Source organism: Nocardiopsis sp. NPDC006198, from assembly GCF_040613895.1.
Classification (GTDB): Bacteria; Actinomycetota; Actinomycetes; order Streptosporangiales; family Streptosporangiaceae; genus Nocardiopsis; species Nocardiopsis tropica.
Genome location: NZ_JBEXSY010000018.1, coordinates 59,429 through 85,860 on the forward strand (window position 1 = coordinate 59,429; position 26,432 = coordinate 85,860).

Genomic DNA, 26,432 nt, shown 5'->3' on the forward strand with positions numbered 1-26,432 from the left:
ATGGGAACCTTCCGATGGTGGTGCCTGAAGACTGTCCGAAAACGCCGTGGGGAACTCGGGTGAACGGTGTGAGGAAAGGGGTCCGTCGTTCCCGGCAGCGAGGGGATTCGGTGTGGAGTGTGTCGAATTAGTCGGTTATATACCCTGGTGGAGGAGGCCGAAGGGGTACAAAATAATTGTTTCCCTGTAATCACCGACGGGAATCATTCCTCCGGAGATTTTCTGACGGACGACGGCTTGCCCTGGTCGAGCTCCCCCGATAAGGGAAAGAACGCACATGATCAACGGTGTTTTTCCGGGTGTCGGAGAATGGTCCGATTTCGACGGTTTGAAAGGAATGTGGGAGGAGCGGATTCCCGAGGCGCTCCGCCGGGCCGGCCGGAGCGACTTCTACCGCGGGCGCCTCGGCGACGGCCTCCCCGGGGGGTTGGCCGGCCTGGAGGGCCTGCCGCTCACCACCAAGGACGACCTGCGCGCGAGCTACCCCTTCGGGATGGTCGCGGTCCCGCGCCGCGCACTCGTCTCGTACCACGAGTCGAGCGGGACGTCCGAGGGGGCGCCCACCGCCTCCTTCCACACCGAGGCCGACTGGGCGGAGATGCTCGACCGCTTCGGCCGGAACACGGTGGGTCTGGCCGACACGGACACCGTGCTGGTCCGCGTCCCGTACGCGATGGTCACCATCGCGCACCAGGTGCACGCCGCGGCCAGGGCGGCCGGGGCCCTGGTGGTACCGGCCGACGCGCGCTCCACGGCCATGCCGCTGCCCCGCGTCCTGCGGCTGCTGCGCGACCTGCGCGTCACCGTGGCCGCGGCCCTGCCCACCGAGCCGCTGCTGTGGGCCGCCTGCGCCCGCCTGGCCGGGGAGTCCCCCCGCGCCCACGCCCCCGGCCTGCGCGCCCTGCTGAGCGCGGGGGAGCCGCTCAGCCCGGCCCGGCGCCGCCGGATCGAGGAGCTGTGGGGCTGCGCGGTCCACCTCAGCTACGGCAACTCCGAGTGCGGCGCCAACCTGGGCGGTGAGTGCCCCGAGGGGGACCTCCACCTGTGGGCCGACCGCTACCTGCCGGAGGTCCTCGACCCCGCGACCGGAACCGCCTCCTTCGAGGGGCGGGGGCGGCTGGTCCTGACGACCCTGTTCCGCGAGGCGATGCCGCTGGTGCGCTACGACACCGGCGACCTCGTGGAGCTCTCCTACGGCGGCTGCCCCTGCGGCTGGGCCCTGCCCCGGGTGCGGGTGGCCGGGCGCTGGGACCACGGCGTCTCCCTGCGGGGGCGCCGGGAGCGGGTGTTCGCCTCGGACGTGGAGGAGGCCGTGTTCTCCCTGCCCTCCGAACTGGGGGTGCTCTTCTGGCGGGCCGTCGAGGACGAGGGGGTCCTCCGCGTGCGCGTCGAGGCCGGGGACGGGGCCGCCGGGGAGGTCTCCGCGGCGCTGGCCGGCGAGGTCGAAAGGGTCCTGGGCGTCGGGCCCGAGGTCGAGGTGGTGCCCGCCGGGACGCTCGTGCCGCTGGAGGAGCTGACCCGGCGGTCGTTCACCGCCAAGCCCCGGTACCTGTCCCCGGCGGGCGCGTCGGCGGGGACAGGGGCGATGTACCAGGGGCCCGCGCCGGAGGCCGTGGCCCGGGGCTCCGAACCGGAGCCGCACACGGCCCGTGCCTGAGGCCGGTGCCCCGCCGTACCAGAGGAGAGGGAACCCCCCATGACCATGACAGTGCTGGAAGCCCTTGCCGCCGACCGTGACCGCGCCGCCTTCCTGGACGGGCAGGGGGAGGTGACCGCGGGAGAGGCACTGGACCTCGTGTACAGGGTCGCCCGCGCACTCCTCGACGGCGGTCTGGGACCGGGGCGCACCGCCGTCCTCCTGGGGCCGGTGAGCACGCGGCTGTACGTGGTCTCCCACGCGGTCGAACTCGTGGGCGCGGCGCAGCTGGACGTTCCCGTGGCCCTGCCACCCGGGGAGCGGGCGCGGCTCGTGGAGGAGTGCGGGGCGACCGCCGTGGTCGCCGACCCCGGCGCCGTCGGCGCCGATGCGCTCAGGGCCGTCGCCGGCCTCCCCGGCGTCCGGCTCTGGACCCTGGCCCCCTCGGAGGCGGGGGAGGACCTGTTCGAGGCCTGTCGGGGACGCTCGGCCCTGCCCTTCGGGTCGCTGGCGCGCACGGGCGATCCGCGCTCGATCTCCCTGACGAGCGGTTCCACGGGGCGGCCCAAGGCGGTGGTGCGGCGGTTCCGCTCCTCCCCGGGCTCCAACGCCTCGTGGCTCGCGCGCCTCCTCACCGGTGCGGACGGCCCGGTGCGCACGCTCCTCACGGATCGGCTCGTCGGCCCGATCCGGGCGCTCGGCGACGCCACCGTGATCACCGGGGGCCGGATCGCCTCCCTCGCGGACTGCGAACCGGACTCCCTCCGCGGCGCGGTGCGGGAACACGGGATCACCCACACGGCGATACCGGCCACCTACCTGCGCCCCCTGCTGGACCACCCGGACACGGCCGACGCGGACCTGTCCTCCCTGCGCTGCGTCGTCACCGGCGGAGGGCCGGTCAGCCCCGCGCTGCTCAGGCGTGCGACGGCCCGGCTGGGGCCGGTCGTGCACTGCTCCTACGGGCAGACCGAGGCGGGGCACATCGCCTGGCTGGCCCCGGAGGACTACGCCGACGGGAGCGGGGAGGCCGTGCGCAGCTGCGGCCGCCCGGTGGCCGGGGCGCGGGTCGAGGTCCGCGACCCCGCCGGGCGGGCGCTCGGCGCGAACGAGCGGGGCCGGGTGTGGGTGCGCACGCCCCTCCTGATGGACGAGTACCTGGGGCGGCCGGAGGAGACCGCGCGTGTGCTCCGTGACGGGTGGCTGGACACCGGGGACGTCGGACGCCTCGGGGAGCGGGGCCTGCTCACCCTGCTGGGGCGGGCGAGCGGCGCCGTCGTGGTCCGCGGCGAGACCGTCTTCCCCGCGGAGGTGGACGCCCTCCTCCAGGAGCATCCGCACGTGCTCGACGCGGCCGCCTTCGACGTCCGCGGCGAGGGCGGAGCGACCCTGCACGCCGCGGTGGTCGTCGCGCCGGGCGCCGAGCCCGCGGAGTCCGAGCTGAGGGAGCTGGTCCGGGGGCGGCTCGGACCGAACCACGTGCCCTCGTCGGTCATGTCCGTGCCGCGCATCCCGCAGACCCCCGCCTACAAGGTGTGCCGGGAGACGCTGCGGAGCTGGCACGCCTCCCCGCCCGCCCCGGCGGGATGACCCGCGGCGCGGCCCGGCGCGCATCCCCTCGCGCCGGGCCGCCGCGGTGCCGTCCTGCCGCCGCCCGGTGCGGAAGGGGCGCACACCGGTGTCGGCGCGTGGTTCCGGAGGGGCGGAGGGCCCGGGGGAGCACGCGTGCCCTGCCGGGCGGGGCTCACCGGGAGGGCCTCGGCCGTGGAGCGGGCTCCGGCAAGTCGACAGACGACAGGACCCGCGCCGCCCGCGAGTCCGCGTTCACCGCGGCGCGCAGGAGGGTACGCGGAAGCCGGGGGAGCAGCCACATGGCGCCGAACCCCAGGGCCGCCTCCCACCGGGAACCCGGGACGAGGGTCCGCAGGGAGCGGGGGCCCACCTCCCGGCTGCGGCGGACGTAGCCGCCGATGTCCTCCTCGTAGCCGGGGAACGCCGCCAGGTGGTCGCCCGAGGCCCGCCCGAGCCGGTGCGCCAGCGTGTAGGCGCCCACGGCCGCCACGGTCGTGCCGCCGCCCACCGCGGGGCCGGGGGCGTACCCGGCGTCGCCGACGAGGGCGACCCGTCCACGCGTCCAGGAGTCCATCCGGATCTGGCTGATCGAGTCGAAGTAGAGGTCCTCCGCCGAGTCGGCGGCGTCCAGGAGCCGGGGGACCTCCCACCCCTCGCCCGCGAAGGCTGCGCGCAGGAACCTCCGCTGCGCCTCCGTGTCGCGGTGGTCGCCCGCGAACTCCTGTTCTCCCCGGAACAGCAGCGCACCCCTGGCCCGGCCGGTGCCGCGGACCGGGAAGACCGCCGCCGTCCTGCCGGCGGACCGGTACAGGACCACCCGGCCGTCGAACCCGCGCGGCTCGGGGAGGCCGAACACGGCGACGTGGCCGCCGAGGAACCGCCGGTACCGCTCCTCCGGACCGAACACCAGGCGGCGGGTGGCGGAGTGCAGGCCGTCCGCCCCCGCCATCAGGTCGAACACGCGGGGCGCGCCCCTCTCGAAGGAGACCTCCAGCCCGTGCGGGGTCTGCGCCACACCCTCGACCGAGTCGCCGAAGACGTACTCCACGTCGTCGCGCGTGGCCGCGTACAGGATCGAGGCGAGGTCGCCGCGCATCACCTCGACGTGCCTGTCCGTGGACGCCTCCTGCGCCAGTGCTCCGAGGTCCAGGTCGAGCGGGCGCCCGACCGGCCGGACCAGCCGCATCCGGGTGTTCCCCGTCGCGGCCTCCCTGACCCGGTCGAGGACGCCCAGGCGCTCCATGACCTCCACGCCCGGCCCGAACAGGTCGACGCCGAAGCCCCCCGGACCCGCCTGCGGGGCGGGGGCGCGCTCGACCACCACGGGAGCGAAACCGAGCCGCACCAGCTGGTGGGCGAGGACCGGTCCGGCCACGCCCGCCCCGGAGACGAGCACGGCGGGGGGTGTTCTCATCACTGCCTCCCATATTTGTAGACTTACCGGAAGGTAAACGATCCCTGCGGCCGGACGCAAGGTTGACCTACCGATAGGTCAGAATGGTCAGCACAGTGTGGCGGAGAGGTGAGGTGGAACCGGTGCCCCGAGCACGATCGAACGAGACGAAGGACCGGATCAGGGCCGCGGCCATGGAACTGTTCCGCTCCCGGGGCGTCCAGCAGACCAGCATGCGGGAGATCGCCGAGAGGGTCGGCATCACCAAACCCGCGCTGTACTACCACTTCGCCTCGCGCGAGGACCTGCTGCGCGGCCTGGTGGAGCCCATGGTCGACGACTACGAGGCGGCCGTCGCGCACGACGAGGCGGCGGACTCCGTGGACCCGCGGGCCCTCCTCGCCCGCTACTTCGACGTGAGCATGCGGCACCGGGAGGTCAACGGCGTCGTGTTCCGCGACGCGGCCGTGCTCACCGAACTCGGCCTCGGCGCCCGTGTCATCGACTGGCGCCGCCGGATCACCGTGCTGCTGGTCGGGGCCGAGGCGGGCCTCGCCGAGCTGGCCCGCGCCACCGTCGCCCTGGGCGGGCTCGGGGACTGCGTCGTCATGTTCGGGGACCGACCGGTCGCCGAACTGAGGTCCGCTGCCCTTGACGCCGCCTACGCCGCGCTGGGGCTGGACGAGGGGGACCGCGCCGCCGCGGGGTGAGGGCGCGCGCCCGTGCGACCGCCGGTCCCGAACCCCTGGAGGCCCGCGCCCCCGGTCCGTGGGCGCCCGGGGCCGGAACCCCCTCGCGCGGGGCGTTCCGTTAGGTTGTCGTCCGGCATGGCGGACGGCGCGGACGCGAGCGCGCGAGGGAACCGGGCGAGGAGCACGAGTGAACGGCGACGAGCGGCCGGAGGGCCCCGGGACCGCACAGGGGCCCGCGGAGCCCCGGAGGGGAGTGATCCCGGGGGCGTCCACGCAACCCCGGCGGCTCGGGGAGGGCGCCCGGTTCGTCGGACCGGGGGAACCGGAGGCGCCGCCCGTGCCGGAGACCCCCGGTCGGCGGGTCAGGAGCGTCGTCGCGTGGGCCGGGCTCGGGCTGCTGGCGGGCGCGGCCGTCCTGGCGGTGTGGGGCTTCTTCGGCGGGCTCCGGTCCGCGTCCCGCGAGGAGGCCGCCGGTGTCTGGCTCCTGGTGCCGCTGCTGGCCGCGGTGCTCCTGGCATGGGCGGCCCGCATGGCGGTGCGTGTGCTCGACGAGGGCGACCTGCCCGTGCGGGGGTGGGCCGTCGCCGTGCTGGCGGCGGTCTCGGCGGGCCTGGCGTTCCTGGCCTTCACGGCCTTCCCCCGCGACTCCTTCCTCGCCACCGCGGGCGCACCGGAGTCCTTCGCCCCCTCCCAGCGCGCGACGGTCCTGTGGCTCGCCCTCTGCCTCACCTCCCTGGGCGGCCTCCTGCTGGCGGCCGCCCCCACGTGGCCCTCGCCCCGGAGGTGGGGCCGCCTGCTGTTGGGCCTCCCCGCCGGGGTCCTGGCCGCGGCGGTCGCCGGGGCCCTCGTCCCCGTCGCCGTGCTCCCGTCCGTGCTGCACACCGTGGCCGGGCCGGGGGACCCCGCTCCGGAGCCGCCGACGGTCACACGGGTGGGGTGGACCTGGAACCCGCCCCCGGCCGCGCGGATCCAGGACGTGGTCCGCGGCAGCCGCGGAGCGCTGGTCGTCCTGGACGACGGGGTGGTCGCCCTGGACGGGGCGACGGGCGGGGAGCTGTGGAGCTACCGGCTTCCCTACGCGGACGGTGTGGCGGGCGGCGTCGTCGACGGCGCGGCGTACGTCACGTACACGGAGGCCCCGGAGGGGGACGCCGCCGGGCCCGCGGACCCGGTCACCGTGCTGCTGGACCCGGGGACCGGGGAGGTCGCCGGCCGGTTCGCGCTCTCCGAGGAGGAGCGGGAGGAGTACGCGGGCTGGAACGCCGGCCTGCGCCTGCGCTGGGACGGCCCCGCCCTGTCCGGCCGGTCGGTCGACGGACGAGAGGAGCTGTGGTCCCACACCCCGGCCGGCGTTCCCGGCCGGAACTGCCTCGGGGACGAGGCGCGGATGGCGGGGGACCGTGTCGTCTTCGTCCACGCGTGCCTCGTGCCGGAGGGGGAGGGCGCGGGCGCGTACGCGGTCGTCGGCCTGGACGCCGGGGACGGCTCCGAGGTCTGGCGGCACGAGTGGGAGACGGGGGAGGGGGAGGAGGTCCCCTTCCTGAGCGTGCCTCCGGCGGGCGGGGGAGACCCCGTGGTCCTGCTGACCCGCTGGGGCGGAGCCAGGCACCATCCTCCCGCGTTCCTCGACCTGGACTCGGGGGAGGAGGTCGCCGCACTGCCCGAGGAGGCACGGGAGTCGGAGCACGTGTCCGTCTTCGAGGACGACGTGCTGCTCGCCGACACCGGCGGGGCCGTGGTCCGTGTGGACGACTGGACCGAGGAGGAGGTGCTCAGGGTCCGGGTGCTCGGCGCCGGCACCGCAGAGGTGACGGACTACGTCCTCGGCTCGGGGGCCGAAGGAGTGGTCCTCCCCCTGGCCGACGCGGTCCTGTTCCCGCGCATGGCATGGACGGGCCTCTCCAGCGGGACGGTCCCCGACCTCATGGTGGTGCCCTTCGGGGACAGCGTCACCGAGGAGGGGGCGGAGGGCGTCCCCGTGGGCGTGCGCGACTCCCGCGGCCGCGAGTACGACTACAAGGGCCTCGACCTGGTTGCCGTCCCCGGGGCGGTGGCCGTCCACGCGGAAGGCGCCGACCGGGTGGAGGGCCTCGTCCCCTGAGGCTGTGGAAGAGTGTTCCCGGCATACCGGGAACCCCTCCCCGGAGACCCGCCCCGGGCCCCGGCGGACCCGGACCCCCGACACGGAACAGCCTGGAGGCAGCATGGCGATCGCGCCCACCGCACCCGTCCACGACGTCCTGGTGGTGGGCGGCGCCGGGGTGGACACCGTCGTCCGCGTCGACGCCCTGGAGGTGCCCCCGGGCGACTCCGTGTCCGTCCCGCCGGCGCACGACTACGTGGGCCACACCGGGAACGGTGTGGCGCTCGGCTGCCACGCGCTGGGCCTGGCGGTGAAGTTCGTGGACTTCCTCGGGGACGACGTCCAGGGCCGCATGGTCCTGGAGCGCTACGCCGGACTCGGCCTGGACTTCGAGCACGTCGTCTCCCCGCACGGCACTCCCCGCGGGATCAACCTGGTGGACCCCGGGGGGCGGCGCTTCTCCTTCTACGACGGCCGCCACCCCGCCGACCTGCGCCTGCCCCGCGAGTTCTACCTGCCCCACCTGGAGCGCGCCGCCCACGTGCACCTGTCCATCGTCAACCACAACCGGGACGTGTACGAGGACCTGGAGGGGCTGGAGGCCACCAGCTCCACCGACCTGCACGACTGGGACGGGGAGAACCCCCACCACCTGCACTACGCCCTGCGCTCGGACCTGGTGTTCATGAGCGCGGCGACGGTTCGCGACCGGGTCGGCGAGGTGCTGCGCGGCATCCTGGACCGTGGCCGCGCCCGCCTGGCCGTGGCCACCGACGGGGCCGAGGGCTGCCACGTGCTCGTGCGCGGGGAGGAGGTGCCCCGGCACTTCCCGGCGGTGCGGCCCGAGCGCCCCGTCGTGGACACCAACGGGGCGGGGGACGCCTTCGTGTCGGGGTTCCTGTACGCCTATCTCGGCGGCGCCCCGGTGGAGGAGTGCGTGCTGGCCGGCTCCGTGGCCGGGGCCTTCACGTGCGGGAGCGCGGGGACCCACAGCGACTTCGTCGACCGCGACGCCATGGAGCGGCTGGTCGCCGCCGCGCGCCCCTGAACCGTGCGGAGCGGGCCCGGCCGACCGCTCCGCACGGGGACGCCCCGCCCGGCGGACCGGGCGCGAGGGCGTCCGGCCCGGGGGGAGCACGGCCTCCGCCGACGGGTCGCGCCCACCGCACCGGCCCCCCGTGAGGCACCCGTCACAGAGCGCGGGGATTTCACACCCGAATTCACGTCCTGGCCGGTGCCCCGCACGGAACGTGCCCTAGGGTTGGCCGCTGGGGAGGCTTCTGTGGAGAACGCGTGGTTCGGACGTCGCACGTACCGGTCCTCGGACTGGTCGGTCGAGCGGCTGGTCGAACTCAAACACCGGGGGCGCGGCACGGTCAGCCTGGTGCTGCCGGCGCGCGACGAGGCCGCGACCGTCGGGGGGATCGTCGCCCGGGTCCGCCGGGAGCTGGTCGAGGACGCGCCCCTCCTGGACGAGATCGTCGTCATGGACTCCGACTCCGCCGACGACACGGCCGCCGTGGCCCGCGAGGCCGGAGCGACCGTCCACCGCGTCGGCGACGTCCGGCCCGACCTCGGCCACCACCGGGGCAAGGGCGAGGCGATGTGGAAGTCCCAGTTCGTGACCTCCGGCGACATCGTCGCCTTCCTGGACGCCGACCTCGTCGAGTGGGACACCCACTTCGTGTCCGGGCTGCTCGGCCCCTTGCTCACCCAGCCGGACGTGTCCCTGGTCAAGGGCTTCTACGACCGCGTCCTGGACCTGTCCGGGGACGGCGGGGCCGCCGGGGGCGAGGTCTCCTACGAGGGCGGCCGGGTCACCGAACTCGTCGCCCGCCCCACCATCGCCCTGCGCTGGCCCGCGCTCTCGGGCGTCGTGCAGCCGCTGTCGGGGGAGTGGGCCGTGCGCCGGGACCTGTTCTCCCAGCTGTCCGTGCCGACCGGCTACGGCGTCGAACTCGCCGTCCTGGTCGACACCCACCTGCGGCGCGGCGTGGACGCCGTCGCCCAGGTGGACCTGGGGCGCCGGGCCCACCGGCACCAGTCGCTGCGCGACCTGGGGGCCATGGCCACCGAGCTCCTCGCGGTCGCCGACCGCCGCTCCGGCCTCGACCGGGGCTCCGACCGGGTCGAGCTCCGGCAGTTCGGCTCCGGGGAGGGGCGGGGGGCGCCTCTCGCGACCGAGGTCAGCGTCGTGGAGCGCCCGCCGGCGGCCGATGTGGGGGCGCAGGAGCCGCGGGCGGGCGGCGGAACCGGGCGCGCGGTGCTCCCGGACGGGCTGGAAGGGGTGATCGGCCGGTGCTGAGACTGCGGGGCCGGGAGTACGGCGCGGACACGGCGCTGGTCATGGCGATCGTCAACCGCACACCCGACTCCTTCTACGACAAGGGCGCCACCTGGGACGACGGTCCCGCGTTCGAGCGCGTGCGCAGGGTCGTCGACGAGGGCGCCGACATCGTGGACATCGGCGGGATCAAGGCGGCCCCGGGGGAGGAGATCGGCGCGGACGAGGAGAAGCGCCGGATCGTGGACTTCGTGGCCGGGGTCCGGGCCGAGTTCCCCGACCTGGTCATCAGTGTGGACACCTGGCGGGCGTCCGTGGGCCGGGCGGTGTGCGAGGCGGGGGCCGACCTGCTCAACGACGCCTGGGGCGGGTACGACCCGGGGCTGGCGGAGGTCGCGGCCGAGTTCGGCGTCGGCCTGGTGTGCACCCACACCGGGGGCGTCACCCCGCGCACCCGGCCGCACCGGGTGCACTACGAGGACGTGGTGCGCGACGCCGTCGACCGCACCGTCGCCCTGGCCGAGCGCGCGGTGTCCCTGGGGGTGGACCCGGCGTCGGCCCTCATCGACCCGGCGCACGACTTCGGCAAGAACACCTGGCACTCCCTGGAACTGACCCGGCGCCTGGGCGAGATGACCTCGACCGGGTGGCCGGTGCTGGTGTCGCTGTCCAACAAGGACTTCGTCGGCGAGACCCTCGACCTGCCGGTGGGCGAGCGCCTGACCGGGACGCTCGCGGCGACCGCGGTGTGCGCCTGGCTGGGCGCGCAGGTCTACCGGGTCCACGAGGTGGTGGAGACCCGGCAGGTGCTCGACATGGTCGCCGCCATCCGCGGGGTCCGACCCCCTGCGCGCACCGTGCGGGGGCTGGCGTGAGGAGCCGTCCTTGATCGTGGGAACCGTGGTCTGCCCGCATCCGCCCCTGCTGCTGCGCGAGCTCACCGGGGGCCAGGACGTGGCCGCCGAGCTGCGCAAGGCGTGCACGGAGGCCCTGGGGGCGCTGACCGCGCTCGCACCGGACGTGGTCGTGGTGGTCGGCGGGCACGACGCCCCGGGCGAGCACGCCGGGGGCGCGGTGCCGGTCCGGGGGTTCGGCGGGACGGGGGAGCGGGCGCCCCGGGAGCGGGCGCTGCCGCTGAGCCTGGGCGTGGCACGCCGGCTGCTCGACGGGGCCGGGTACTCCGGACCGGTGGAGATGCTGACGGTGGCCTGGGACGCGTCCGCTGCCGAGACGGAGGCCGCGGGGGCGCGGATCGCCGGGCGGAGCGGCCGGGTGGGTCTGCTCGTCATGGGCGACGGAGGGGCCCGGCGCGGGCTCAGGGCCCCCGGGCACCTGGACGGGCGCGCCTTCGGTTTCGACGAGGGGATCCGCCGGTCGCTGGCGGCGGGGGACCGGACCGGCCTCCTCCGGCTGGACCCGGGGCTGGCGGAGGAGCTGATGGTGGCGGGCCGGGCGGCGTTCCAGGTCATGGGGCACGCACACGCCGGCGGCGGGGCCCCCGTGCGGCCCGAGCTCCTCTACGCCGACGACCCGTTCGGCGTCATGTACTTCGTGGCGACGTGGCTGCGCGGGGCGGGATGAGCCGCGCGGCGCCCGCCGTCCACGGCCCCTCCCCGAGCGCGGCGACGACCCGCCCGGGACCCGAGACCCCGGAGGCACTGTCGTGCGCCTGCTGTTGAACGACGCCCTGCCCGAGGCCGCCGCCCCGGGCGAACGCCTGGACGCGGCGGCGCTGGAGGGGCTCTACGCCTACCCGGGCGGGGCGGGCCGTCCCTGGGTGCGGGCGAACATGGTCGCGACCCTGGACGGTGCGGCGGCCGGCGGCGACGGGCGGACGGGGACCATCAACACCCCCGCCGACCGGCTGGTGTACACGCTGCTCCGCGACCTGGCCGACGTCGTGCTGGTGGGGGCCGGAACCGCCCGCGTCGAGGGGTACCGGCGCACGCGCCCCCGCACCGGGGACCGGGCGGCGCGCGCCGTCGCCGAGGGCCGTGCGGCCTGCCCCGAGCTGGCCGTGGTCAGCCGGACGGCCGCGGTGCCGCCGCTGCTCGCGGCGGACCCCGGGGGCGGATCCGGCGGGGACCGGGGCGGCGTGCTGATGGTGACCTGCGGGGCCGCGGGCGCCGAGGCGATCGGGCTGGCCCGGAGGTCCCTGGGCGCGGACCGGGTCCTGGTGTCGGGCGGCGACTCCGTCGACCTGCCCGCCGCAGTCGGGGCGCTGGCCGCGCGCGGGCTGCCCCGGATCCTGTGCGAGGGCGGTCCGCGCCTGCTCGCCGACGTGGCCGCCGCCGGCCTGCTGGACGAGCTGTGCCTGACCGTGGTCCCTGCCCTGGCGGGCGGCGCCGAGCAGCGCATCGCCGTGGGCGCCGTCGCCGACCGCCCGTTCGCGCCCCGGGTGCTGATCGAGTCCGAGGGCACGCTGCTCCAGCGCTGGACCCGCCCCGGGGCCTGACCTGGGCCCCCGCCGCCCGCACTCGGCGTCCCCGGCCGGCCGGACGGCTCGCGTGCGCGCGCCGACACCGCCCGCGCGGGGACAGGGGTGCGGGGCCGCGGAGGACGGGCCCCGCCGGAAGGGCGCCGCCCGCGCGGTGGTGCGTCCACCACCGCGGGGCGAGGGTCGGGCCCCTGATCGGAGTCGTGTGAGCAGGATTGAGAGGCCGAAGGGGCTTCGGAAGACTCGTCCGGTCGACCCCTCCTTCCGGAAAGACCCTGATGAACAGCACGTTCTCCCCCGCCTCCGCCCCCGCCCCCGCCCCCGCTTCCGGCCCGGCCCTGGGCGCCCCCGGCCCCCCGGAGGTCCCGTCCCGCCCGGAGCCGCCCCGCCGGTGGCACCGTCCGCTCGTGTACTTCGCGGCACTGTGCGGACTGCTCGCCCTCGCCACGTGCGTGGGCATGGTCGTCGACGGCCGCACGATCCTGGGTGAGCCCGTCTGGCTCAAGCCGTTCAAGTTCGTGGTCTCCTTCGGCCTGTACTGCCTCGCCCTCGCCTGGATGTTCAGCCTGTTCCCGCGCTGGCGCCGCACCCTGTGGGTCCTGGGCACGGCTGTGGCGGCCGCCTGCCTGGTGGAGACGGTCGCGATCTTCCTCCAGGCCGGGAGGGGGACGCGCAGCCACTTCAACGTCGCCACCGAGTTCGACGTGGCGGTCCAGCAGGTGATGGGCAACGGCTCGATCGTGCTGCTGCTCGGCACCCTGGCGATCGGCCTCCTGCTTCTGGTCCAGAAGCGGGTCGACCGGCCCCTGTCCTGGGCGATCCGCCTGGGCGTGCTGCTGTGCGTGGCGGGGATGGTGATCGGGCCGCTGATGACCCGGCCCACGCCCGACCAGCTCCGCGCCGAGGAGTCCGGCGTCGAACTGCTGACGAGGGGCGCGCACAGTGTCGGGGCCCCGGACGGCGGCGAGGGCGTGCCCGTGACCGGGTGGAACGCCGGGAGCGGCGACCTGCGTGTGCCGCACTTCGTCGGGCTGCACGGGTTGCAGGTCGTGCCGCTGGTGGCCCTGGGCCTGGCCGCGGCGTCGCGGAGGGTTCCGGTGCTGAGGGGGGAGGGTGTGCGCACGGCGCTGGTGGTCGTGGCCGGTGCGGGCTACGCCGGGTCGTTCGCGCTCCTCACCCACCAGGCGCTGCGCGGGCAGGCGCTGTTCCAGCCCGACGCGCTCACCCTGGGGCTGGGCGGAGGGCTCGCAGCCGCCGTCGTCCTGCTCGGTGCGGCCGTGTACGCGGTCGCCGCGCACCGTGCCCGGTCGGGCGGGCCCGGCACGGCCTGACCTGGGCCCCCGCCGCCCCGCGTCCGCACGGACGCGGGGCGGGCGGGTCAGACGGCGTGTCCGGCGTACAGCGCGGCCCGGTCCTCGGCGGCCTGCACCATCCGGTCCTGCCTGTCCCGGACGGCCGGCTGCTCCGGCTGCGCGACCCGCTGGAGTTCGCGCCGCCGCCCGTGCCGCGTGGCCAGGGCCACGGCCGCCGACCTGCGCATCCCGAGCTCTTCCGCCTCCGAGCCCAGCGCGCCGCGCACCCGGCGCCGGTAGGCGCGCCGCACGGTGAGGTACACGGCCGTCGTCGTCGCGAAGATGACGGCGACCTTGGCCAGGACACCGAGGACACCGCCGAACAGGGGCGCGTCCAGGAGCCAGTGCAGCGCCATCGCGAGCGCCACCAGGAGGGCGGCGCACACCGCCCGGCGGGTCCTCGGCCGCCAGCCCACCGCGGCGAGCAGGCCGACGGCGGTGCCCGCGACGGCCGACATCGCCCAGTGGGATCCCGGGCCGGTCAGTCCCACGCGGATGACGGCGGTCTGCACCACGGGGGCGAGGCCGCCGGTCCCGCCCGCCATGAGCACCGCGTTCATCGAGTAGATGAAGTTCTCCGTCACCTCGAACCCCAGGCCCACCAGGGAGCCGATCGCGAAACCGTCCACGGGCCCGCGCACGGAGGTCGGGAAGGCGACCGCGACGAGCACGATCCCCGCCAGTTTCAGCACCTCCTCGTTGAGCGGCGCGGTCAGCGCGGCGCCCCAGACCCCCGCCAGGTCCAGTCCCAGGCCCTTGGCCCAGACCGCCCCCAGGCCGCCGTTGGCGACGACCCCGGCGCCGGTCGCCGCGAACAGGCCCCAGGCCACCGCGACCACGGACGCGTCCGCGTCGGGCTCCCGCACGGGGCGGATGCGGCGCAGCACCCAGAACCCGAAGGCCAGGGTCACGATGCCCAGGGCCGCGGCCAGCAGCGCCTCGGGGAGGAAGGCCCGCACGGGGAGCGCCAACTGCAGCGCCAGGTAGAGCAGTCCGGCCAGGCACAGCACGGTGATCAGGACGAGCGAGGCCAGGGCCGGCAGACGCCGGCCGCGCGCGGACCGCCCGTCGCCGGGCCGCGGCGCGGGGACGCGCCGGGGGCCCGGAGGGGTGTGGGGCGAACGGCGCGGGGACGGCACCGTCCCCCGGTCGGTGGCGGCCGGGGCGGGCCGGTCGTCGGGTGCGTGGTTCATGCTGCTCCCTCCCTGGTGAACGAGACGGACCGGACGACGTCGGCGACCGCGGCGAGGTCGGCCGTCGTCGCGTCCTGTCCGGTGAGCGTCATCTCCACGGCGAAGCGGCCGTCGGGGGAGGGGTAGACGACCGCCGCGCCCTGCTGGGAGTCGCTCTTGAGGGTGCCTGTCAGCCCCTCGGCCCCGTCCTCGGTCGAGATCGCCTCCGGTTCGCTCAGCCGCGCCGACGCCTCGCCCGCGCGGGCGACCCGGCGCATGCCGTCCCACAGCTCCTCGGCGGTGGGCGGCGGCGAGGTCGTGGGGGTGACGGAGTTGAGCGTCAGCTGCACGGGGCCGCGGTCGAAACGGTAGACCTGACCGGCCTGGCTGGCGCCGGTGTCCAGGAGCCAGCCGTCCTGGGGGAAGGTCAGGGACGCCCGGTATTCCCCCGCGGCGCCGACGGTCACGGGTTCGCCGGAGGGGACGGTCTCCGAGCCGGGCAGGAGCGCGTTGACCAGCGGCCAGCCCACGACGAGGGCGGCGACCGCGGCGGCGGCCAGCCCCAGCGGGACCCAGTTGCTCAGGGATCCGCGCTCCTGCGCGCGCGGGCCGTCCCCTGTCGCCTCCGTCATGGCGCCCCTTCCGTCGCTCACGGTGAACCCTCACCGCCAGCGAAACACCCGGGGGTGCGGTGCGGTGCGGCCCACGGGCGACTTGGCGCACGTTTACGACGATTTCACCAATCCCGGAGCTTCCTGGGCGAAACGGGCCCGTGGGGCCGGCCGCGACCGCCTCCCCGGGCCGGGCCCGCCCGCCGCTCTCCCGACCGCTTCGGCCATGGCGGGTCCGCCCCGACCGGTCCGCCTCCGGTACGCCGACGGCTCAGCCTCGCGCGCAGCCGGGATGCCCGCCCCGGGGCGGCGCGGGGTCCGCGCACGCCCGGGTCGGGGGAGCTTCCGGCGGAGGGGTGGGGGAAGCTCACCGCGGGGTCCGCGCACGCCCGGGCCGGGGGCCGCCGGGGTCAGGCGATGCCGCCGTTGGCGTAGACGGTCTGGCCGTTGATCCAGCGCCCCGGTCCGGCCAGGAAGGCGACCGACTCGGCGATGTCCTCGGGCAGGCCCAGGCGCTCCAGCGGGGGCTGGGCGGCGAGCCGGTCGACGGTCTCCCGGTCCTTGCCCTCCAGGAACAGCGGGGTGGCGGTGGGCCCGGGGGCGACGGCGTTGACCGTGACGTCGCGTCCCCGCAGTTCGCCGGCGAGGACCGGGGTGAGGGCGTCCACGGCGGCCTTGCTCGCCGCGTACCCCGCGTAGCCGGGGAAGGCGAGCTTGACGACCGAGGACGAGAAGATGATGACCGCTCCTCCCCGGCGGACGCGGCGGGCCGCCTCGCGGGCGACCGCGAACGTGCCGCGCACGTTGGTGCGCAGGAGGTCGTCGAGGTCGTCCAGGTCCTGCTCCGCGACCCGGGCCAGCCTGAGCACCCCGGCCGTGTGGGCCACGACGTCCACCCCGCCGAAGGCCCTCTCCGCGGTGTCGAAGAGCGCCTCGACCTGGTCGGCGTCGGCGACGTCGGCACGGGCCGCGAGGGCCCGGCCGCCCCGGCCGGTGATGGAGGCGACGGTCTCCTCGGCGCGTCCGGCGTTTCCCGCGTAGTGCACCACGACGGACATCCCGTCGCGGGCGAGGCGTTCGGCGACGGCGCGCCCGATGCCGCCGGAGGCCCCGGTGACGAGGGCGACCCGGTGGGTGTTCTGGTTGTCCATGGCGCTTCCCCTGGCCTGTATCGGTGTTCCGTTTTCCTGTTATCGACGATAACACCAGAAGCGTACCCGAGATACGTGCTTTACGTAACCCTGATATCGCCGGGGTCGCACGGGCGCGCGGAGTGGCTATCCTCGGCACGTGGACACGCGCACGCAGATGCTCGAAGCGGCCGAACGCCTGCTCGACGAATCGCCCGACCGGGACATCGCCACCCGGGCGGTGTGCGAGGCCGTCGGCGTGGGCGCCCCCGTCCTCTACCGGCTCTTCGGTGACAAGAACGGTCTGCTCAGCGCTCTCGTGGACTACGGCTTCGAGCGCTACCTGGGCGCCAAGCGCTCGGCCGGGCACACGGAGGACCCCGTCGCGGACCTGCGCCGGGGATGGGACGCGCACAACGGCTTCGCCCTCGCCCACCCGGCCGTCTACCGGCTGATGTTCTCCCCGCACCTCGCGCAGGTGCCGGGTGCGTCGAAGGAGGCGTTCTCCCTGCTGGAGCGGACCCTCGTCCGCTGCGCGGCGGCCGGTCGCCTTCGGGTCGGGCCCCACCGCGCCGCCCAGACGATCATGTCCGCCAACGTCGGCGTCGCCCTGAGCATGGTCAGCCAGCCCGACGTCTACACCGACCCCGGCCTGTCCCACCGCGTCCGCGACGCCGTCTTCGCCGGCCTGCTCACCGAGGACCCCGTCCCCGGGGACGCCGGCCCCGCGGAGCCGGGGGCGGGCGCCGCCGCTCTGCGGCTGGCCGCCCTGCTGTCCGACGGCTCGGACGCGCTGACCGGCGCGGAGTCGGCCCTCCTGCGCGAATGGCTCGACCGCATCGCCGCGGGCGCCCCCCGCGCGTAGTCCCCCGGCCGGAGCGCGGGGCCGCCCCGGCGATCGGCGGGCGACACGTCCGCGCGGACATGGCGCGGGGTTCCCGACGGGATAACGATGGGCAGGAGCGCCCCGACCCGAGAGGACCGACATGGCCGAGACCGTCGCCGGAGTGGCCGTACCCGACACCGAACTCGTCCGCGACGCGACCGCGCTGGTCCGCGGCGCCGTGGACGACCTCCTGTTCCACCACTCGCGCAGGGTCTTCCTCTTCGGCGCGCTCCAGGGGCGCAGCCGCGGGATCGAGGCCGACCCCGAACTCCTCTACGTCGGCGCGATGTTCCACGACCTGGGGCTGACCGCCGGGTACGGCAGCGCGGACCGGCGCTTCGAGGTCGACGGGGCCGACGCCGCGCGGGCGTTCCTGCTGGACCACGGGTGCTCGGAGGGCGACGCGCGCAAGGTGTGGCTGGGGATCGCCCTGCACACCACGCCCGGCGTGCCGGAGTTCCTCGAACCCGAGATCGCCCTGGTGACCGCCGGGGTGGAGACCGACGTCCTGGGGCTGGGCCTCAACGACCTGGCAGCGGACGACATCGGCGCCGTCACCGGGGCGCACCCGCGCCCGGACTTCAAGCGGCGCATCCTGGCGGAGTTCACACACGGCAACGCCCACCGGCCGCGCACCGTCTTCGGCACCGTCAACGCCGACGTGCTCGCCCACTACGTCCCGGGTTTCGTGCGGGACGACTTCGTGGAGGCCGTCCTGGGCAGCCCGTGGGCGGAGTGAGCCGGGGCGGCCTCCCGGGGTCGCCCCGGCGCGGGCGCCGGCCCTCTATGCCTACTTTTCCTACTTGACATATGGGTTTTGTCGGAAAGAGAATTCGAGGGCGGCCCGAGCCCCGCCCCCACGGGCCGCACGACAGCGAGAGCGAGGCCGCCCATGGGTCCACAACGGCCCGCGCCGCCGGAGACCACCGTCCTCCGGGCCGCGCGCATCGACGATCCCCTGGCCGCACCGCTGGTGGACGGGCTCCGCCGCGAGTACACCGCGCGCTACGGCAGCGCGGCGGGCGACGAGATGACCCGGTTCCCGGTCTCCGACTTCGCCCCGCCGCACGGGCTGTTCCTGCTGCTCCTCCTGGGCGGACGGCCCGTCGCCGGAGGCGCCTTCCGCCGCTACGACGACCGCACGGCCGAGGTCAAGCGCATGTGGACCGCCTCGGCGCACCGGCGGCGCGGCTACGCGCGCCTGGTCCTGGCCGCCCTGGAGAGGGCCGCCGCCGCGGCCGGGTACGGGCGCGTGCACCTCACCACCGGGCCGCGCCAGCCCGAGGCGCGCGGGCTCTACCTCGCCGCGGGGTACACGCCGGGCTTCGACGTCGCGGCCGATCGCGAGAGCGTCGGACCCCTCGCCTTCGGCAAGGACCTGCCCCCGTTCCCGCAGCGCCCGTGGCACCCGGGGACGGGAACCGCGGCGCGCGGTCCGGAGGCCCGGCCCGCCGCCCCGGACCGGCCGACCCCGGCCCCGCGGACGGCGCGCACCGCCGAGGACGCCCCGCGGCCCGTCCCTCCCGCCGCACCCGGCCGCGGCCCCCTCCACCCCTGCACGGGCCCCTTCCGGAGCGGGGACGGGAGGTGAGCGCCCCGACGACCGCGGAGGCCGCCCCGCCCGCCGGCGGCGGCAGCGACCCGGTGGACCTGGCGGGACTCCCCGTCCGGCCCGCACCCCACCCCCTGCGCTGGGCGGCCGGAGCCGTCGTCGCCGTCCTGGCCGCGATGTTCCTCAACATGCTCGTCACCAACCCGGCGTGGAAGTGGGACGTCGTCGCCGAGTACATGTTCGCCGAGTCGATCCTCGACGCCCTCTGGCTGACCGTCCGGCTCACGGTCTACGGCACCGTCATCGGCTTCGCGATCGGCGGCGTCCTCGCCCTCATGCGGCTCTCCCGGAGCCCCCTGCTGGCCGGGGTCGCCTGGGTCTACGTGTGGGCGTTCCGGTCGATCCCCCTCATCGTCCAGCTGCTGTTCTGGTACAACCTGGCGATCCTGTACGACCGGCTGTCCTTCGGGATCCCGTTCGGCCCGGCGTTCGTCACCTTTCCCACCATGGAGCTCATCAGCCCCATGACGGCGGCGGTCCTGGGACTGGCCCTGCACCAGGCCGCCTACGCGGCGGAGATCGTCCGCTCCGGCGTGCTCTCCGTCGACCGGGGCCAGCGCGAGGCCGCCGCCGCGCTCGGCCTCCCGCGGGGGCGCCAGGTCCGCCGGATCATCCTGCCCCAGGCCATGCGCACGATCATGCCGACCGCCGGCAACGAGGTCATCGGCCTCTTCAAGGGCACCTCCGTGGTGTACGTGATGGCGCTGGGCGAGCTCTTCTACCGCGTGCAGGTGATCTACAACCGGACGGGCGACGTGGTGCCCCTGCTCATGGTCGCGACCCTCTGGTACATCGTCCTGACCACGCTGCTGTCCGTCGCCCAGTTCCACGTCGAGCGCCACTACGCCAAGGGCTCCGTGCGCGTCCTGCCGCCCACACCGCTCCAGCGGCTCCGCTCGGCGGGGGAAGCCCTCGCCCGCCGGACGGCGCGCGGCGGACCGGCGCCGAGAGGAGGAACCCCGTGAGCACTCCCATGGTGGAGGTGCGCGGCGTCCACAAGAGCTTCGGCGCCCTGGAGGTGCTGCGCGGCGTCGACCTGACCGTCGAGGCAGGGCACGTCACCGCCGTGCTCGGCCCCTCCGGCTCCGGCAAGAGCACCCTGCTGCGCTGCGTCAACCACCTCGAACGCGCCGACCGCGGCTACGTCGCCGTCGACGGCGAGCTCATCGGCTACCGCCGCGGCCGCGGCGTCCTGCACGAGCTCGGGGAACGGCAGATCCTGCGCCAGCGCGCCGCCATCGGCTTCGTGTTCCAGAACTTCCACCTGTTCCCCCACCTGACCGCCCTGGAGAACGTCGTGGAGGCCCCCCGGTTCGCGCTCCGGCGCCCCGCCGCCGAGGTGGAGGCCGAGGCCCGTGCCCTGCTGGACCGGGTGGGGCTGGCCGACAAGGCGGACGTCCACCCGCGGCGGCTCTCCGGAGGCCAGCAGCAGCGGGTCGCGATCGCCCGGGCCCTGGCCCTGCGCCCCAAGGTCCTGCTCTTCGACGAGCCCACCAGCGCCCTCGACCCCGAACTGGTGGGCGAGGTCCTCGACGTCATCCGGGACCTCGCGGCGGCCGGGACCACGATGGTCGTCGTCACCCACGAGATCGGGTTCGCCCGCGAGGTCGCCGACACCGTCGTGTTCATGGACGGGGGACGGGTCGTGGAGTCCGGGCCGCCCGCGCAGGTGCTGGACGCGCCCCGCCACGAGCGCACCCGGGCCTTCCTCGACAAGGTCCTCTGACCGGTGGGGCGGTCCCGTGCCCCACCCCCACCGCCCGCACCGCACACCGCCGTCCTCCCCCGCCCGTTCCCGTCCGACCCCGACCCCCGTCCCCCCGAGGAGCCCCATGCCGACCCCGACCCCCGCCCCCTCCACGAGGGCCCCCGCCGTGCTGGCCGCCCTCGCTGCCCTCTCCCTGGCCCTCAGCGCGTGCGCCGACCCCGGGGAGGGCGCCGCCGCGGCGGACGGGGCGGGGGAGGGGAGCCCCTTCAACCTCACCCCCGACCAGGACCGGGTCCGGGCGGAGGCCGTTCCCGAGATCGCCGCGCTCGTCCCCGACGGGATCCGGGCGTCCGGTGAGCTGAACGTGGGCCACTCCAGCGGCGGGGCGCCGCCCCTGGCGTTCTACGCCGACGACGACGAGACCGTCATCGGGGTGGAGACCGACGTCGCCCAGCTCGTCGCCGACGTCCTGGACCTGGAGTACGTCCCCGAGGCGACCGGCTGGGAGAACCTCTTCCTCTCCGTGGAGAGCGGACGGTTCGACGCCGCGTTCTCCAACGTCACCGTCACCGAGGAGCGCAAGGACCTCTACGACTTCGCCACCTACCGGGTGGACACCGTCTCCTTCGAGAGCAGCGTCGACAGCGGCATCGGGGAGGTCGCCGGGCCCGCGGACGTGGCAGGACTCTCGGTCGCGGTCAGCTCCGGCACCAACCAGGAGGAGATCCTCCTGCGCTGGGACGAGCAGAACCGGGAGGCGGGACTGGAGCCCCTCGACCTCCAGTACTACGAGAACTCGAGCGACTACTACCTCGCCCTCCGGTCCGGGCGCATCGACCTCTACCTCGGCCCCACACCCAGCGCCGCCTACCACGTCGAGGTCGCCGAGGAGACCGAGATCGTCGGCACCGTCTCCGGCGGCGGTGAGATCAGGGCCGAGATCGCCGCGATGACCCTCAAGGACAACGGCCTCGTCGCGGCGCTGGAAGCCGCCCTCGACCACGTCATCGAGGGCGGCGAGTACCAGGAGGCGCTGGAGCGCTGGGCCGTCGGCGGCGAGGCCGTCACCGAGTCCGAGACCAACCCGCCCGGCCTTCCCAGGAGCTGAACCATGCCCTACCCACTGCACATCGGCGCCGCCCTCGACGGCGTGGAGGACCCGTTCGACCTCGCCTCGTACGCCGGGGCGGCGCGCCTCGCCGAGGAGGCCGCCCTCGACTTCGTGGCGCTGGACGACTCCCTCACCGGGGCCGACCGGCCCGACGCCCTCCTCACCCTGGCCGCCGTCGCCCCGCTGACCGGCCGGATCGGCCTGGTGCCGACGGTCACCACCACCCACACCGAGCCGTTCCACGTGGCCAAGGCGGTGGCCTCCCTGGACCACGCGAGCCTGGGGCGGGCGGGCTGGCGGGTGGAGGTGTCGCGCACGGAGGCCGACGCGCGGGCCGTCGGGCGCCGGGGGACCGCCCCGGACGCCGCACTCTGGGCGGAGGCGGAGGCGGTCGCCGACGTCGCCTCGCGGCTGTGGGACAGCTGGCAGGACGACGCGGAGATCCGCGACACTGCCACCGGGAGGTTCGTCGACAGGGAGAGGCTGCACTACGTGGACTTCGAGGGCCCGGGCTGGAGCGTGCGCGGCCCCTCGATCACCCCGCGCCCGCCCCAGGGGCACCCGCTGGTCGTGGTGCGCGCCGACGGCGAACCGTCGCTGCGCGCGGCCGCGACCACCGCCGACGTGGTGCTCGTGGCCCCCGCCACCCTGGGCGGGGCCCGCGCGTCCCGGGCCCGGGTGCGCGAGGCGGTGGCGGAGGCGGGGCGCGACCCGGAACGGGTGTCGGTGCTGGCCGACGTGAACGTCTCCCTCGACCCGGACCGGCCCGGACCCTCTCGGGCGCTGTCGGGGCTGACCCACACCGGCTCCCCGGGGGCGCTGGCCGAGACCCTCCTGGAGTGGGGGCGGGTCGTGGACGGGTTCACGGTCAGGCCCTCCTCGGCCGCCGCGGACCTGCCCGTGTTCGCGGAGCGGGTGCTGCCGCTGCTGCGGGCGTCGGGCGCGTTCCGGGGGGAGTACGCAGAGGACACCCTGAGGGCCCGCTTCGGCCTGCCCCGTCCCGCCAACCGCTACGCGCCCGCGTGAGCGGGGCGGGGCCCGGGGGCGGCGAGGCGGCCGCACACCGGTACGGGATGGGACTGGAACTCGGGGTGAGCCCGATCCCGCCGCCGCGGGAGCCGGAGGCCTGCGCGGGGAAGGGGGCCGCGCCCCCGGCCGGGGCGCAGGTCCCGGGCCGCGGGAGGGCCCGGCGCCTCCGGTGCGGCCGGGGAGCGGGGACGACCGCTGGGGCGGGAACGGCGCAGACGGACGAAGGAGAACGTGATGGGCGGCAGTGAGTCCGAGGTCCGGCAGGTGCGGCTGGTCGCGCACTTCCCGGGCGTGAACAACACGACGGTGTGGAGCGACCCGGCGTCGCTGAGCCAGATCGACTTCTCCTCGTTCGAGCACCTGGCGCGCACCGCCGAACGGGGACGGTTCGACTACCTCTTCCTGGCCGAGGGGCTGCGTTTGCGAGAGCACCAGGGACTGATCCACGACCTCGACGTGGTGGGGCGGCCGGACACGCTCACGGTCCTCGCCGCACTGGCGTCGGTGACCGACCACCTCGGGCTGGCGGGCACCCTCAGCACCACCTACAACGAGCCCTACGAGCTCGCCCGCCAGCTCGCCACCCTGGACCACCTGAGCGGGGGACGCGCCGCGTGGAACGCGGTGACCTCCTCCGACGCGTTCACCGGCGAGAACTTCCGGCGCGGCGGCTACCTCGACCACGCCGACCGCTACGAGCGCGCCTCCTCCTTCGTGCGCGCCGTCCGCGCGTTCTGGGACGCGGCGGGGGAGGGCGCAGGCGGCACGGGGGCCGGCACGGCCCGCCACCACGACCGGTTCTTCGACATCGAGGCGCGGCCCACCCTGCCGCGGGCGCCGCAGGGACAGCCGGTCGTCATCCAGGCGGGGGACTCCCCGCAGGGGCGGGACTTCGCGGCGGCCTCGGCCGACGTCGTCTTCTCCCGGCACGGCGGGTTCGAGGAGGGCAAGGCGTTCTACGCCGACGTGAAGCGGAGGGTGAGGGCCCACGGGCGCGATCCGGAGTCGCTGCTGATCATGCCCGGCGTCACGTACACGGTCGGCGACACCGCGGCCGAGGCCGACGAGAAGGCGCTGCACGTCCGCTACCAGCAGGTGAGCGGGCAGACCGCGATCCGGTTCCTGGAATCGGTCTGGGGCAGGGACCTGTCCGACCACGACCCGGAGGGTCCGCTGCCGGACGCCGACCCGGTGGTCGGGGACACCGGCATCACCCGGGGCCGCACCAGGATGGTCCGCGACCCCGCGGCCACGGTGCGCGAGTGGAGGGAGCTGGCCGAGGCCAAGCGGCTGAACATCCGCGACCTGGTCGTGGAGGTGTCCGCGCGTCAGACGTTCGTGGGCACCCCGGAGTCGGTGGCCGCGGACATCATCACGCACGTGCGCGAACGCGCCAGTGACGGGTTCGTGCTGGTCCCGCACATCACCCCGGGAGGGCTGGACGAGTTCGTGGACCGCGTCGTGCCCCTGCTCCAGGAGCGCCGCGCGCTGCGCGCCGAGTACACCGGCGCGACGCTCCGCGAGAACCTGGGGCTCCCGCCCCGCTGACCCCGCGCTCCCCGCGGTGGCGCCCGCGCCTGGAGGGGAGACCGTCCGAGGCCCCTCCGGGCCGTGCGCGCCCCCTTCGCCCGCGCGCCGCCCGCGCGCCGCCCGGGGGCCTCCTGTGCCCCGGCCCCGGGAGCACCGCCCCCGTGCCGGGGCGGCGGGGACCGCTCCTACCTCTCGGCGGAGCGGTGGCTGACGACCGTGCCCTCCAGGGGAGGGCCGGTCGGCGCCGCGGCGTGCGCCACGGCTTGCCGGGGCGCGGCCTGCCGGGGCGCCGGGCCGGAGTCCGCGTCCCGGGCGCCGCCGGACCCGGAGTCCGCGTCCGCGTCCGCGCCGGGCTGCCCGCCGGTGTCGGTGGCCTTGAGCTCCGTCTTCAGGATGCGTGCGCTGCGCCCCAGCGAGCGGGCGAGGGCGGGCAGACGCTTCGCGCCGAACAGCAGGAGCGCGATGACGAGCAGTACCAGGATCTCGCGTGCTCCGATACCCATGTGTGGCTCCTCAGGTGGGTTCCCGTAGTACCTTTGCGCCCTGCCGCGGCAGGGCGCGGGTCCGGGCGTGACGGATCGATGGTAGACCCGTCTCCGCCGGTCGCGGCGCCGGGGGCGTCCTGCGGTCCCGCCGGGGCGCCTCCCGCCGTCCGGCTCCCCGGCCGCCGGGGTCCGGGCGGCCCGTGCCCGGTCGCGGTCGTGGGCGCGGGCGCGCTCCCACGGCGGCGCTTCCCCCCGTGGGCTCCGCCCCGTCAGCCCCGGTGCTCCCCGCCCACCCGGCGGTCGCTGCGGCGGGGGAGGGGCGGGGCGTGGCCGGCGCGGTGCTCGACGACGGAGTCCACCAGCAGGTGGAGGCGGTCGCGGTGGACGTAGCGCCAGGTGCCGTCGCGGTCCTGGTAGCCCCAGCTGAAGCCGTTCTTGAGGCCGATGGAGACGTTGCCCAGGTAGGCGGGCCCCACCAGGGCCCGGTCGACCTCGGTCCCGGGGGTCCAGGGGAAGCGCCGCCACTCGACGGTGAAGGCGAGCCCCCTCAGGTCCATGAAGGCCTCTGCCGCCCTGGCGAACACGTCCGTGTTCAGGTTCGTTCGGTCCATGTCCCCAGCATCGTGGAGAAGCCCCTCGCCGCACCAGCGATAGGAATTTCTCCCTGTCCGTGTGGTCGAATGTGCACCGCGGTGCTTCAATTTCCACCATGGGTGCAAATATTTTCGGGACATCTCTGCGTAAGGCGCGTGAATTGAACGGCTACACGCAGCGCCAGTTGGCGCAGAGGCTCGGTTCCGGTGTCGCCGCCTCGACCCTGTCCCGGTGGGAGAGCGGCAAGGCGCGCCCCCGCCAGGACAGGGTGAAGCAGCTGAGCGACCTGCTCGGTGGCAACGGGGCGCTGCTGCGGGAGTGGCGCCTGGAGGTGGCCGGGGCGGAGATCCCGTCGTTCATGCGGTCCCTGGGGGATCTGGAGAACGAGGCGTTGACGATCGACACGGTCACGGTGTCGGTCGTCCCGGGGCTGGTGCAGTGCCTGTCCTATGCGCGCGAGGTGTTCCGTGCGGGGCGTCCGACCGAGTCGGACGACGAAATAGAGCGTTTGTCGCAATTGCGGGTGAGTAGGTACGAGGCGCTGGTCGGAAGGAACAATCCTCTGATCACCGCGGTCTTTCCGCAGTTCGCACTGGAATGGATGCCGGAAACGGTCAGGAAGGAGCAGGCGGAGTCGCTCCTGCACATGGTGGCGCGCGGCCGGACATCCGTACAGGTGTTCCCGAACGGCTCCCTGTACCTTGCATCGGTTGCGCCGGTCCAGGTGTACAGGTTGCGCGACGGGACGATCATTGCGTCCTCGGACCACGGAGGGGGAAACTTCGTGCACCAGGAGCCCTCCGAGACGGCCGTCCTGGAGAGGAAGGTCCGCGACGCGCTGAGCATGGCACTTCCCGTGAGCCACACGGTCGAGTTCCTGCGGGGGATGCTGTGAACGCCTGGCACAAGTCCACCTACTCCGAGAGCGGGTCCCACTGCGTGGAGGCCCGTGAGCACGAGAGCGGGGCCGACGTGCGCGACGCCCGCAACCGGGAGGCGGGGTTCCTGTCCTTTCCCGCCGACGAGTGGCGGGTGTTCCTCGGCTGCTCGCAGGCGGCCCGGCGGCGGGTCTGAGGCGGCCCGCGGCCCGGTTCCGCGACGCCCGGCGCCGGTTG

Annotated in this window: 26 protein-coding genes; 20 read left to right on the forward strand and 6 right to left on the reverse strand. The window is 75.3% G+C overall.

What is annotated here, in order from left to right; translation table 11 throughout:
- The first annotated feature begins 337 nt into the window (after positions 1 to 337).
- Positions 338 to 1,657, forward strand: a complete 1,320-nt coding sequence (locus ABZ234_RS14800; protein ID WP_355012412.1) for an AMP-binding protein — start codon at positions 338 to 340, stop codon at positions 1,655 to 1,657.
- A gap of 39 nt (positions 1,658 to 1,696) precedes the next feature.
- Positions 1,697 to 3,226 (forward strand): AMP-binding protein, encoded by a 1,530-nt coding sequence (locus tag ABZ234_RS14805; RefSeq protein WP_355012371.1) that lies wholly within the window; start codon positions 1,697 to 1,699, stop codon positions 3,224 to 3,226.
- A gap of 154 nt (positions 3,227 to 3,380) precedes the next feature.
- Here the strand turns inward: ABZ234_RS14805 and ABZ234_RS14810 are convergent, their stop codons facing one another.
- A complete protein-coding gene (locus ABZ234_RS14810) occupies positions 3,381 to 4,622 on the reverse strand; it encodes an FAD-dependent monooxygenase (RefSeq protein WP_355012372.1) in 1,242 nt (413 codons plus the stop codon).
- A 122-nt stretch (positions 4,623 to 4,744) separates the two neighbouring features.
- On the opposite strand from ABZ234_RS14810, the gene ABZ234_RS14815 reads away from it, so the two are divergent.
- The 8 genes from ABZ234_RS14815 to ABZ234_RS14850 all read left to right on the forward strand — a co-directional run bounded on the left by ABZ234_RS14815 (position 4,745) and on the right by ABZ234_RS14850 (position 13,428).
- Positions 4,745 to 5,311: a helix-turn-helix domain-containing protein gene (locus ABZ234_RS14815; protein ID WP_344178749.1), complete on the forward strand. Its 567-nt coding sequence runs from the start codon at positions 4,745 to 4,747 to the stop codon at positions 5,309 to 5,311.
- A 319-nt stretch (positions 5,312 to 5,630) separates the two neighbouring features.
- Entirely contained in the window at positions 5,631 to 7,394 is a 1,764-nt protein-coding gene (locus ABZ234_RS14820) for a hypothetical protein (RefSeq protein ID WP_355012373.1), read from the forward strand.
- Between the two features lie 103 nt (positions 7,395 to 7,497).
- Entirely contained in the window at positions 7,498 to 8,424 is a 927-nt protein-coding gene (locus ABZ234_RS14825; RefSeq protein ID WP_355012374.1) for a carbohydrate kinase family protein, read from the forward strand.
- Positions 8,425 to 8,658: 234 nt separating this feature from the next.
- Complete coding sequence (locus tag ABZ234_RS14830) at positions 8,659 to 9,681, forward strand: glucosyl-3-phosphoglycerate synthase (RefSeq protein WP_344178743.1); 1,023 nt, start codon at positions 8,659 to 8,661, stop codon at positions 9,679 to 9,681.
- Entirely contained in the window at positions 9,675 to 10,535 is an 861-nt protein-coding gene (gene folP / locus ABZ234_RS14835; RefSeq protein WP_267945665.1) for a dihydropteroate synthase, read from the forward strand. Before ABZ234_RS14830 ends, folP begins: the two co-directional genes overlap by 7 nt.
- Before the next feature lie 10 nt (positions 10,536 to 10,545).
- Entirely contained in the window at positions 10,546 to 11,241 is a 696-nt protein-coding gene (locus tag ABZ234_RS14840) for a hypothetical protein (RefSeq protein ID WP_355012375.1), read from the forward strand.
- A gap of 82 nt (positions 11,242 to 11,323) precedes the next feature.
- Positions 11,324 to 12,115 carry a pyrimidine reductase family protein gene (locus tag ABZ234_RS14845; RefSeq protein WP_355012376.1) on the forward strand — a complete coding sequence of 264 codons (792 nt, stop codon included), beginning with the start codon at positions 11,324 to 11,326 and terminating at the stop codon, positions 12,113 to 12,115.
- A 260-nt stretch (positions 12,116 to 12,375) separates the two neighbouring features.
- On the forward strand, positions 12,376 to 13,428 hold the full coding sequence (locus tag ABZ234_RS14850; RefSeq protein WP_355012377.1) for a hypothetical protein: 1,053 nt from the start codon (positions 12,376 to 12,378) through the stop codon (positions 13,426 to 13,428).
- 47 nt (positions 13,429 to 13,475) lie between these two features.
- On the opposite strand, the gene ABZ234_RS14855 is transcribed toward ABZ234_RS14850, so the two are convergent.
- The 3 genes from ABZ234_RS14855 to ABZ234_RS14865 all read right to left on the reverse strand — a co-directional run bounded on the left by ABZ234_RS14855 (position 13,476) and on the right by ABZ234_RS14865 (position 16,383).
- Positions 13,476 to 14,642, reverse strand: coding sequence for a PrsW family intramembrane metalloprotease (locus tag ABZ234_RS14855; protein ID WP_355012378.1), 1,167 nt, complete (start codon positions 14,640 to 14,642; stop codon positions 13,476 to 13,478).
- Positions 14,639 to 15,253 (reverse strand): hypothetical protein, encoded by a 615-nt coding sequence (locus ABZ234_RS14860; RefSeq protein WP_355012379.1) that lies wholly within the window; start codon positions 15,251 to 15,253, stop codon positions 14,639 to 14,641. The genes ABZ234_RS14855 and ABZ234_RS14860 overlap by 4 nt, the downstream gene beginning before the upstream one ends.
- Before the next feature lie 389 nt (positions 15,254 to 15,642).
- Positions 15,643 to 16,383 (reverse strand): SDR family oxidoreductase, encoded by a 741-nt coding sequence (locus ABZ234_RS14865; RefSeq protein WP_355012380.1) that lies wholly within the window; start codon positions 16,381 to 16,383, stop codon positions 15,643 to 15,645.
- A gap of 139 nt (positions 16,384 to 16,522) precedes the next feature.
- On the opposite strand from ABZ234_RS14865, the gene ABZ234_RS14870 reads away from it, so the two are divergent.
- The 8 genes from ABZ234_RS14870 (at position 16,523) to ABZ234_RS14905 (ending at position 24,256) form a co-directional block, all read left to right on the forward strand.
- Complete coding sequence (locus tag ABZ234_RS14870) at positions 16,523 to 17,227, forward strand: TetR/AcrR family transcriptional regulator (protein ID WP_355012381.1); 705 nt, start codon at positions 16,523 to 16,525, stop codon at positions 17,225 to 17,227.
- A 121-nt stretch (positions 17,228 to 17,348) separates the two neighbouring features.
- Positions 17,349 to 17,987, forward strand: coding sequence for an HD domain-containing protein (locus ABZ234_RS14875; protein WP_267945657.1), 639 nt, complete (start codon positions 17,349 to 17,351; stop codon positions 17,985 to 17,987).
- A 153-nt stretch (positions 17,988 to 18,140) separates the two neighbouring features.
- A complete protein-coding gene (locus ABZ234_RS14880) occupies positions 18,141 to 18,839 on the forward strand; it encodes a GNAT family N-acetyltransferase (RefSeq protein WP_355012382.1) in 699 nt (232 codons plus the stop codon).
- Positions 18,836 to 19,825, forward strand: a complete 990-nt coding sequence (locus ABZ234_RS14885; protein ID WP_355012383.1) for an amino acid ABC transporter permease — start codon at positions 18,836 to 18,838, stop codon at positions 19,823 to 19,825. The genes ABZ234_RS14880 and ABZ234_RS14885 overlap by 4 nt, the downstream gene beginning before the upstream one ends.
- Before the next feature lie 8 nt (positions 19,826 to 19,833).
- Complete coding sequence (locus ABZ234_RS14890) at positions 19,834 to 20,586, forward strand: amino acid ABC transporter ATP-binding protein (protein WP_355012413.1); 753 nt, start codon at positions 19,834 to 19,836, stop codon at positions 20,584 to 20,586.
- A 106-nt stretch (positions 20,587 to 20,692) separates the two neighbouring features.
- Positions 20,693 to 21,676 (forward strand): ABC transporter substrate-binding protein, encoded by a 984-nt coding sequence (locus ABZ234_RS14895; RefSeq protein WP_355012384.1) that lies wholly within the window; start codon positions 20,693 to 20,695, stop codon positions 21,674 to 21,676.
- A 3-nt stretch (positions 21,677 to 21,679) separates the two neighbouring features.
- Positions 21,680 to 22,705: an LLM class flavin-dependent oxidoreductase gene (locus tag ABZ234_RS14900; protein ID WP_355012385.1), complete on the forward strand. Its 1,026-nt coding sequence runs from the start codon at positions 21,680 to 21,682 to the stop codon at positions 22,703 to 22,705.
- 237 nt (positions 22,706 to 22,942) lie between these two features.
- Positions 22,943 to 24,256, forward strand: coding sequence for an NtaA/DmoA family FMN-dependent monooxygenase (locus tag ABZ234_RS14905; protein WP_355012386.1), 1,314 nt, complete (start codon positions 22,943 to 22,945; stop codon positions 24,254 to 24,256).
- A gap of 167 nt (positions 24,257 to 24,423) precedes the next feature.
- On the opposite strand, the gene ABZ234_RS14910 is transcribed toward ABZ234_RS14905, so the two are convergent.
- Together ABZ234_RS14910 and ABZ234_RS14915 are read right to left on the reverse strand one after the other, a co-directional pair.
- A complete protein-coding gene (locus ABZ234_RS14910) occupies positions 24,424 to 24,741 on the reverse strand; it encodes a twin-arginine translocase TatA/TatE family subunit (RefSeq protein ID WP_355012387.1) in 318 nt (105 codons plus the stop codon).
- A 251-nt stretch (positions 24,742 to 24,992) separates the two neighbouring features.
- Positions 24,993 to 25,334 carry a hypothetical protein gene (locus tag ABZ234_RS14915; RefSeq protein WP_355012388.1) on the reverse strand — a complete coding sequence of 114 codons (342 nt, stop codon included), beginning with the start codon at positions 25,332 to 25,334 and terminating at the stop codon, positions 24,993 to 24,995.
- 98 nt (positions 25,335 to 25,432) lie between these two features.
- Between ABZ234_RS14915 and ABZ234_RS14920 the strand changes: the two genes are divergently transcribed.
- Positions 25,433 to 26,212, forward strand: a complete 780-nt coding sequence (locus ABZ234_RS14920; protein ID WP_344178718.1) for a helix-turn-helix transcriptional regulator — start codon at positions 25,433 to 25,435, stop codon at positions 26,210 to 26,212.
- Positions 26,209 to 26,391 carry a DUF397 domain-containing protein gene (locus ABZ234_RS14925; RefSeq protein WP_267945649.1) on the forward strand — a complete coding sequence of 61 codons (183 nt, stop codon included), beginning with the start codon at positions 26,209 to 26,211 and terminating at the stop codon, positions 26,389 to 26,391. The genes ABZ234_RS14920 and ABZ234_RS14925 overlap by 4 nt, the downstream gene beginning before the upstream one ends.
- Positions 26,392 to 26,432 lie beyond the last annotated feature (41 nt).

Excerpts from the sequence above, each read along its gene's own strand:
- ABZ234_RS14800 (WP_355012412.1), top strand. The coding sequence starts at position 338 with ATGTGGGAGGAGCGGATTCCCGAGGCGCTCCGCCGGGCCGGCCGGAGC.
- ABZ234_RS14805 (WP_355012371.1), top strand. The coding sequence starts at position 1,697 with ATGACCATGACAGTGCTGGAAGCCCTTGCCGCCGACCGTGACCGCGCC.
- ABZ234_RS14810 (WP_355012372.1), bottom strand. The coding sequence starts at position 4,622 with ATGAGAACACCCCCCGCCGTGCTCGTCTCCGGGGCGGGCGTGGCCGGA.
- ABZ234_RS14825 (WP_355012374.1), top strand. The coding sequence starts at position 7,498 with ATGGCGATCGCGCCCACCGCACCCGTCCACGACGTCCTGGTGGTGGGC.
- ABZ234_RS14850 (WP_355012377.1), top strand. The coding sequence starts at position 12,376 with ATGAACAGCACGTTCTCCCCCGCCTCCGCCCCCGCCCCCGCCCCCGCT.
- ABZ234_RS14855 (WP_355012378.1), bottom strand. The coding sequence starts at position 14,642 with ATGAACCACGCACCCGACGACCGGCCCGCCCCGGCCGCCACCGACCGG.
- ABZ234_RS14860 (WP_355012379.1), bottom strand. The coding sequence starts at position 15,253 with ATGACGGAGGCGACAGGGGACGGCCCGCGCGCGCAGGAGCGCGGATCC.
- ABZ234_RS14865 (WP_355012380.1), bottom strand. The coding sequence starts at position 16,383 with ATGGACAACCAGAACACCCACCGGGTCGCCCTCGTCACCGGGGCCTCC.
- ABZ234_RS14875 (WP_267945657.1), top strand. The coding sequence starts at position 17,349 with ATGGCCGAGACCGTCGCCGGAGTGGCCGTACCCGACACCGAACTCGTC.
- ABZ234_RS14880 (WP_355012382.1), top strand. The coding sequence starts at position 18,141 with ATGGGTCCACAACGGCCCGCGCCGCCGGAGACCACCGTCCTCCGGGCC.
- ABZ234_RS14890 (WP_355012413.1), top strand. The coding sequence starts at position 19,834 with ATGGTGGAGGTGCGCGGCGTCCACAAGAGCTTCGGCGCCCTGGAGGTG.
- ABZ234_RS14895 (WP_355012384.1), top strand. The coding sequence starts at position 20,693 with ATGCCGACCCCGACCCCCGCCCCCTCCACGAGGGCCCCCGCCGTGCTG.
- ABZ234_RS14900 (WP_355012385.1), top strand. The coding sequence starts at position 21,680 with ATGCCCTACCCACTGCACATCGGCGCCGCCCTCGACGGCGTGGAGGAC.
- ABZ234_RS14905 (WP_355012386.1), top strand. The coding sequence starts at position 22,943 with ATGGGCGGCAGTGAGTCCGAGGTCCGGCAGGTGCGGCTGGTCGCGCAC.
- ABZ234_RS14910 (WP_355012387.1), bottom strand. The coding sequence starts at position 24,741 with ATGGGTATCGGAGCACGCGAGATCCTGGTACTGCTCGTCATCGCGCTC.
- ABZ234_RS14915 (WP_355012388.1), bottom strand. The coding sequence starts at position 25,334 with ATGGACCGAACGAACCTGAACACGGACGTGTTCGCCAGGGCGGCAGAG.
- ABZ234_RS14920 (WP_344178718.1), top strand. The coding sequence starts at position 25,433 with ATGGGTGCAAATATTTTCGGGACATCTCTGCGTAAGGCGCGTGAATTG.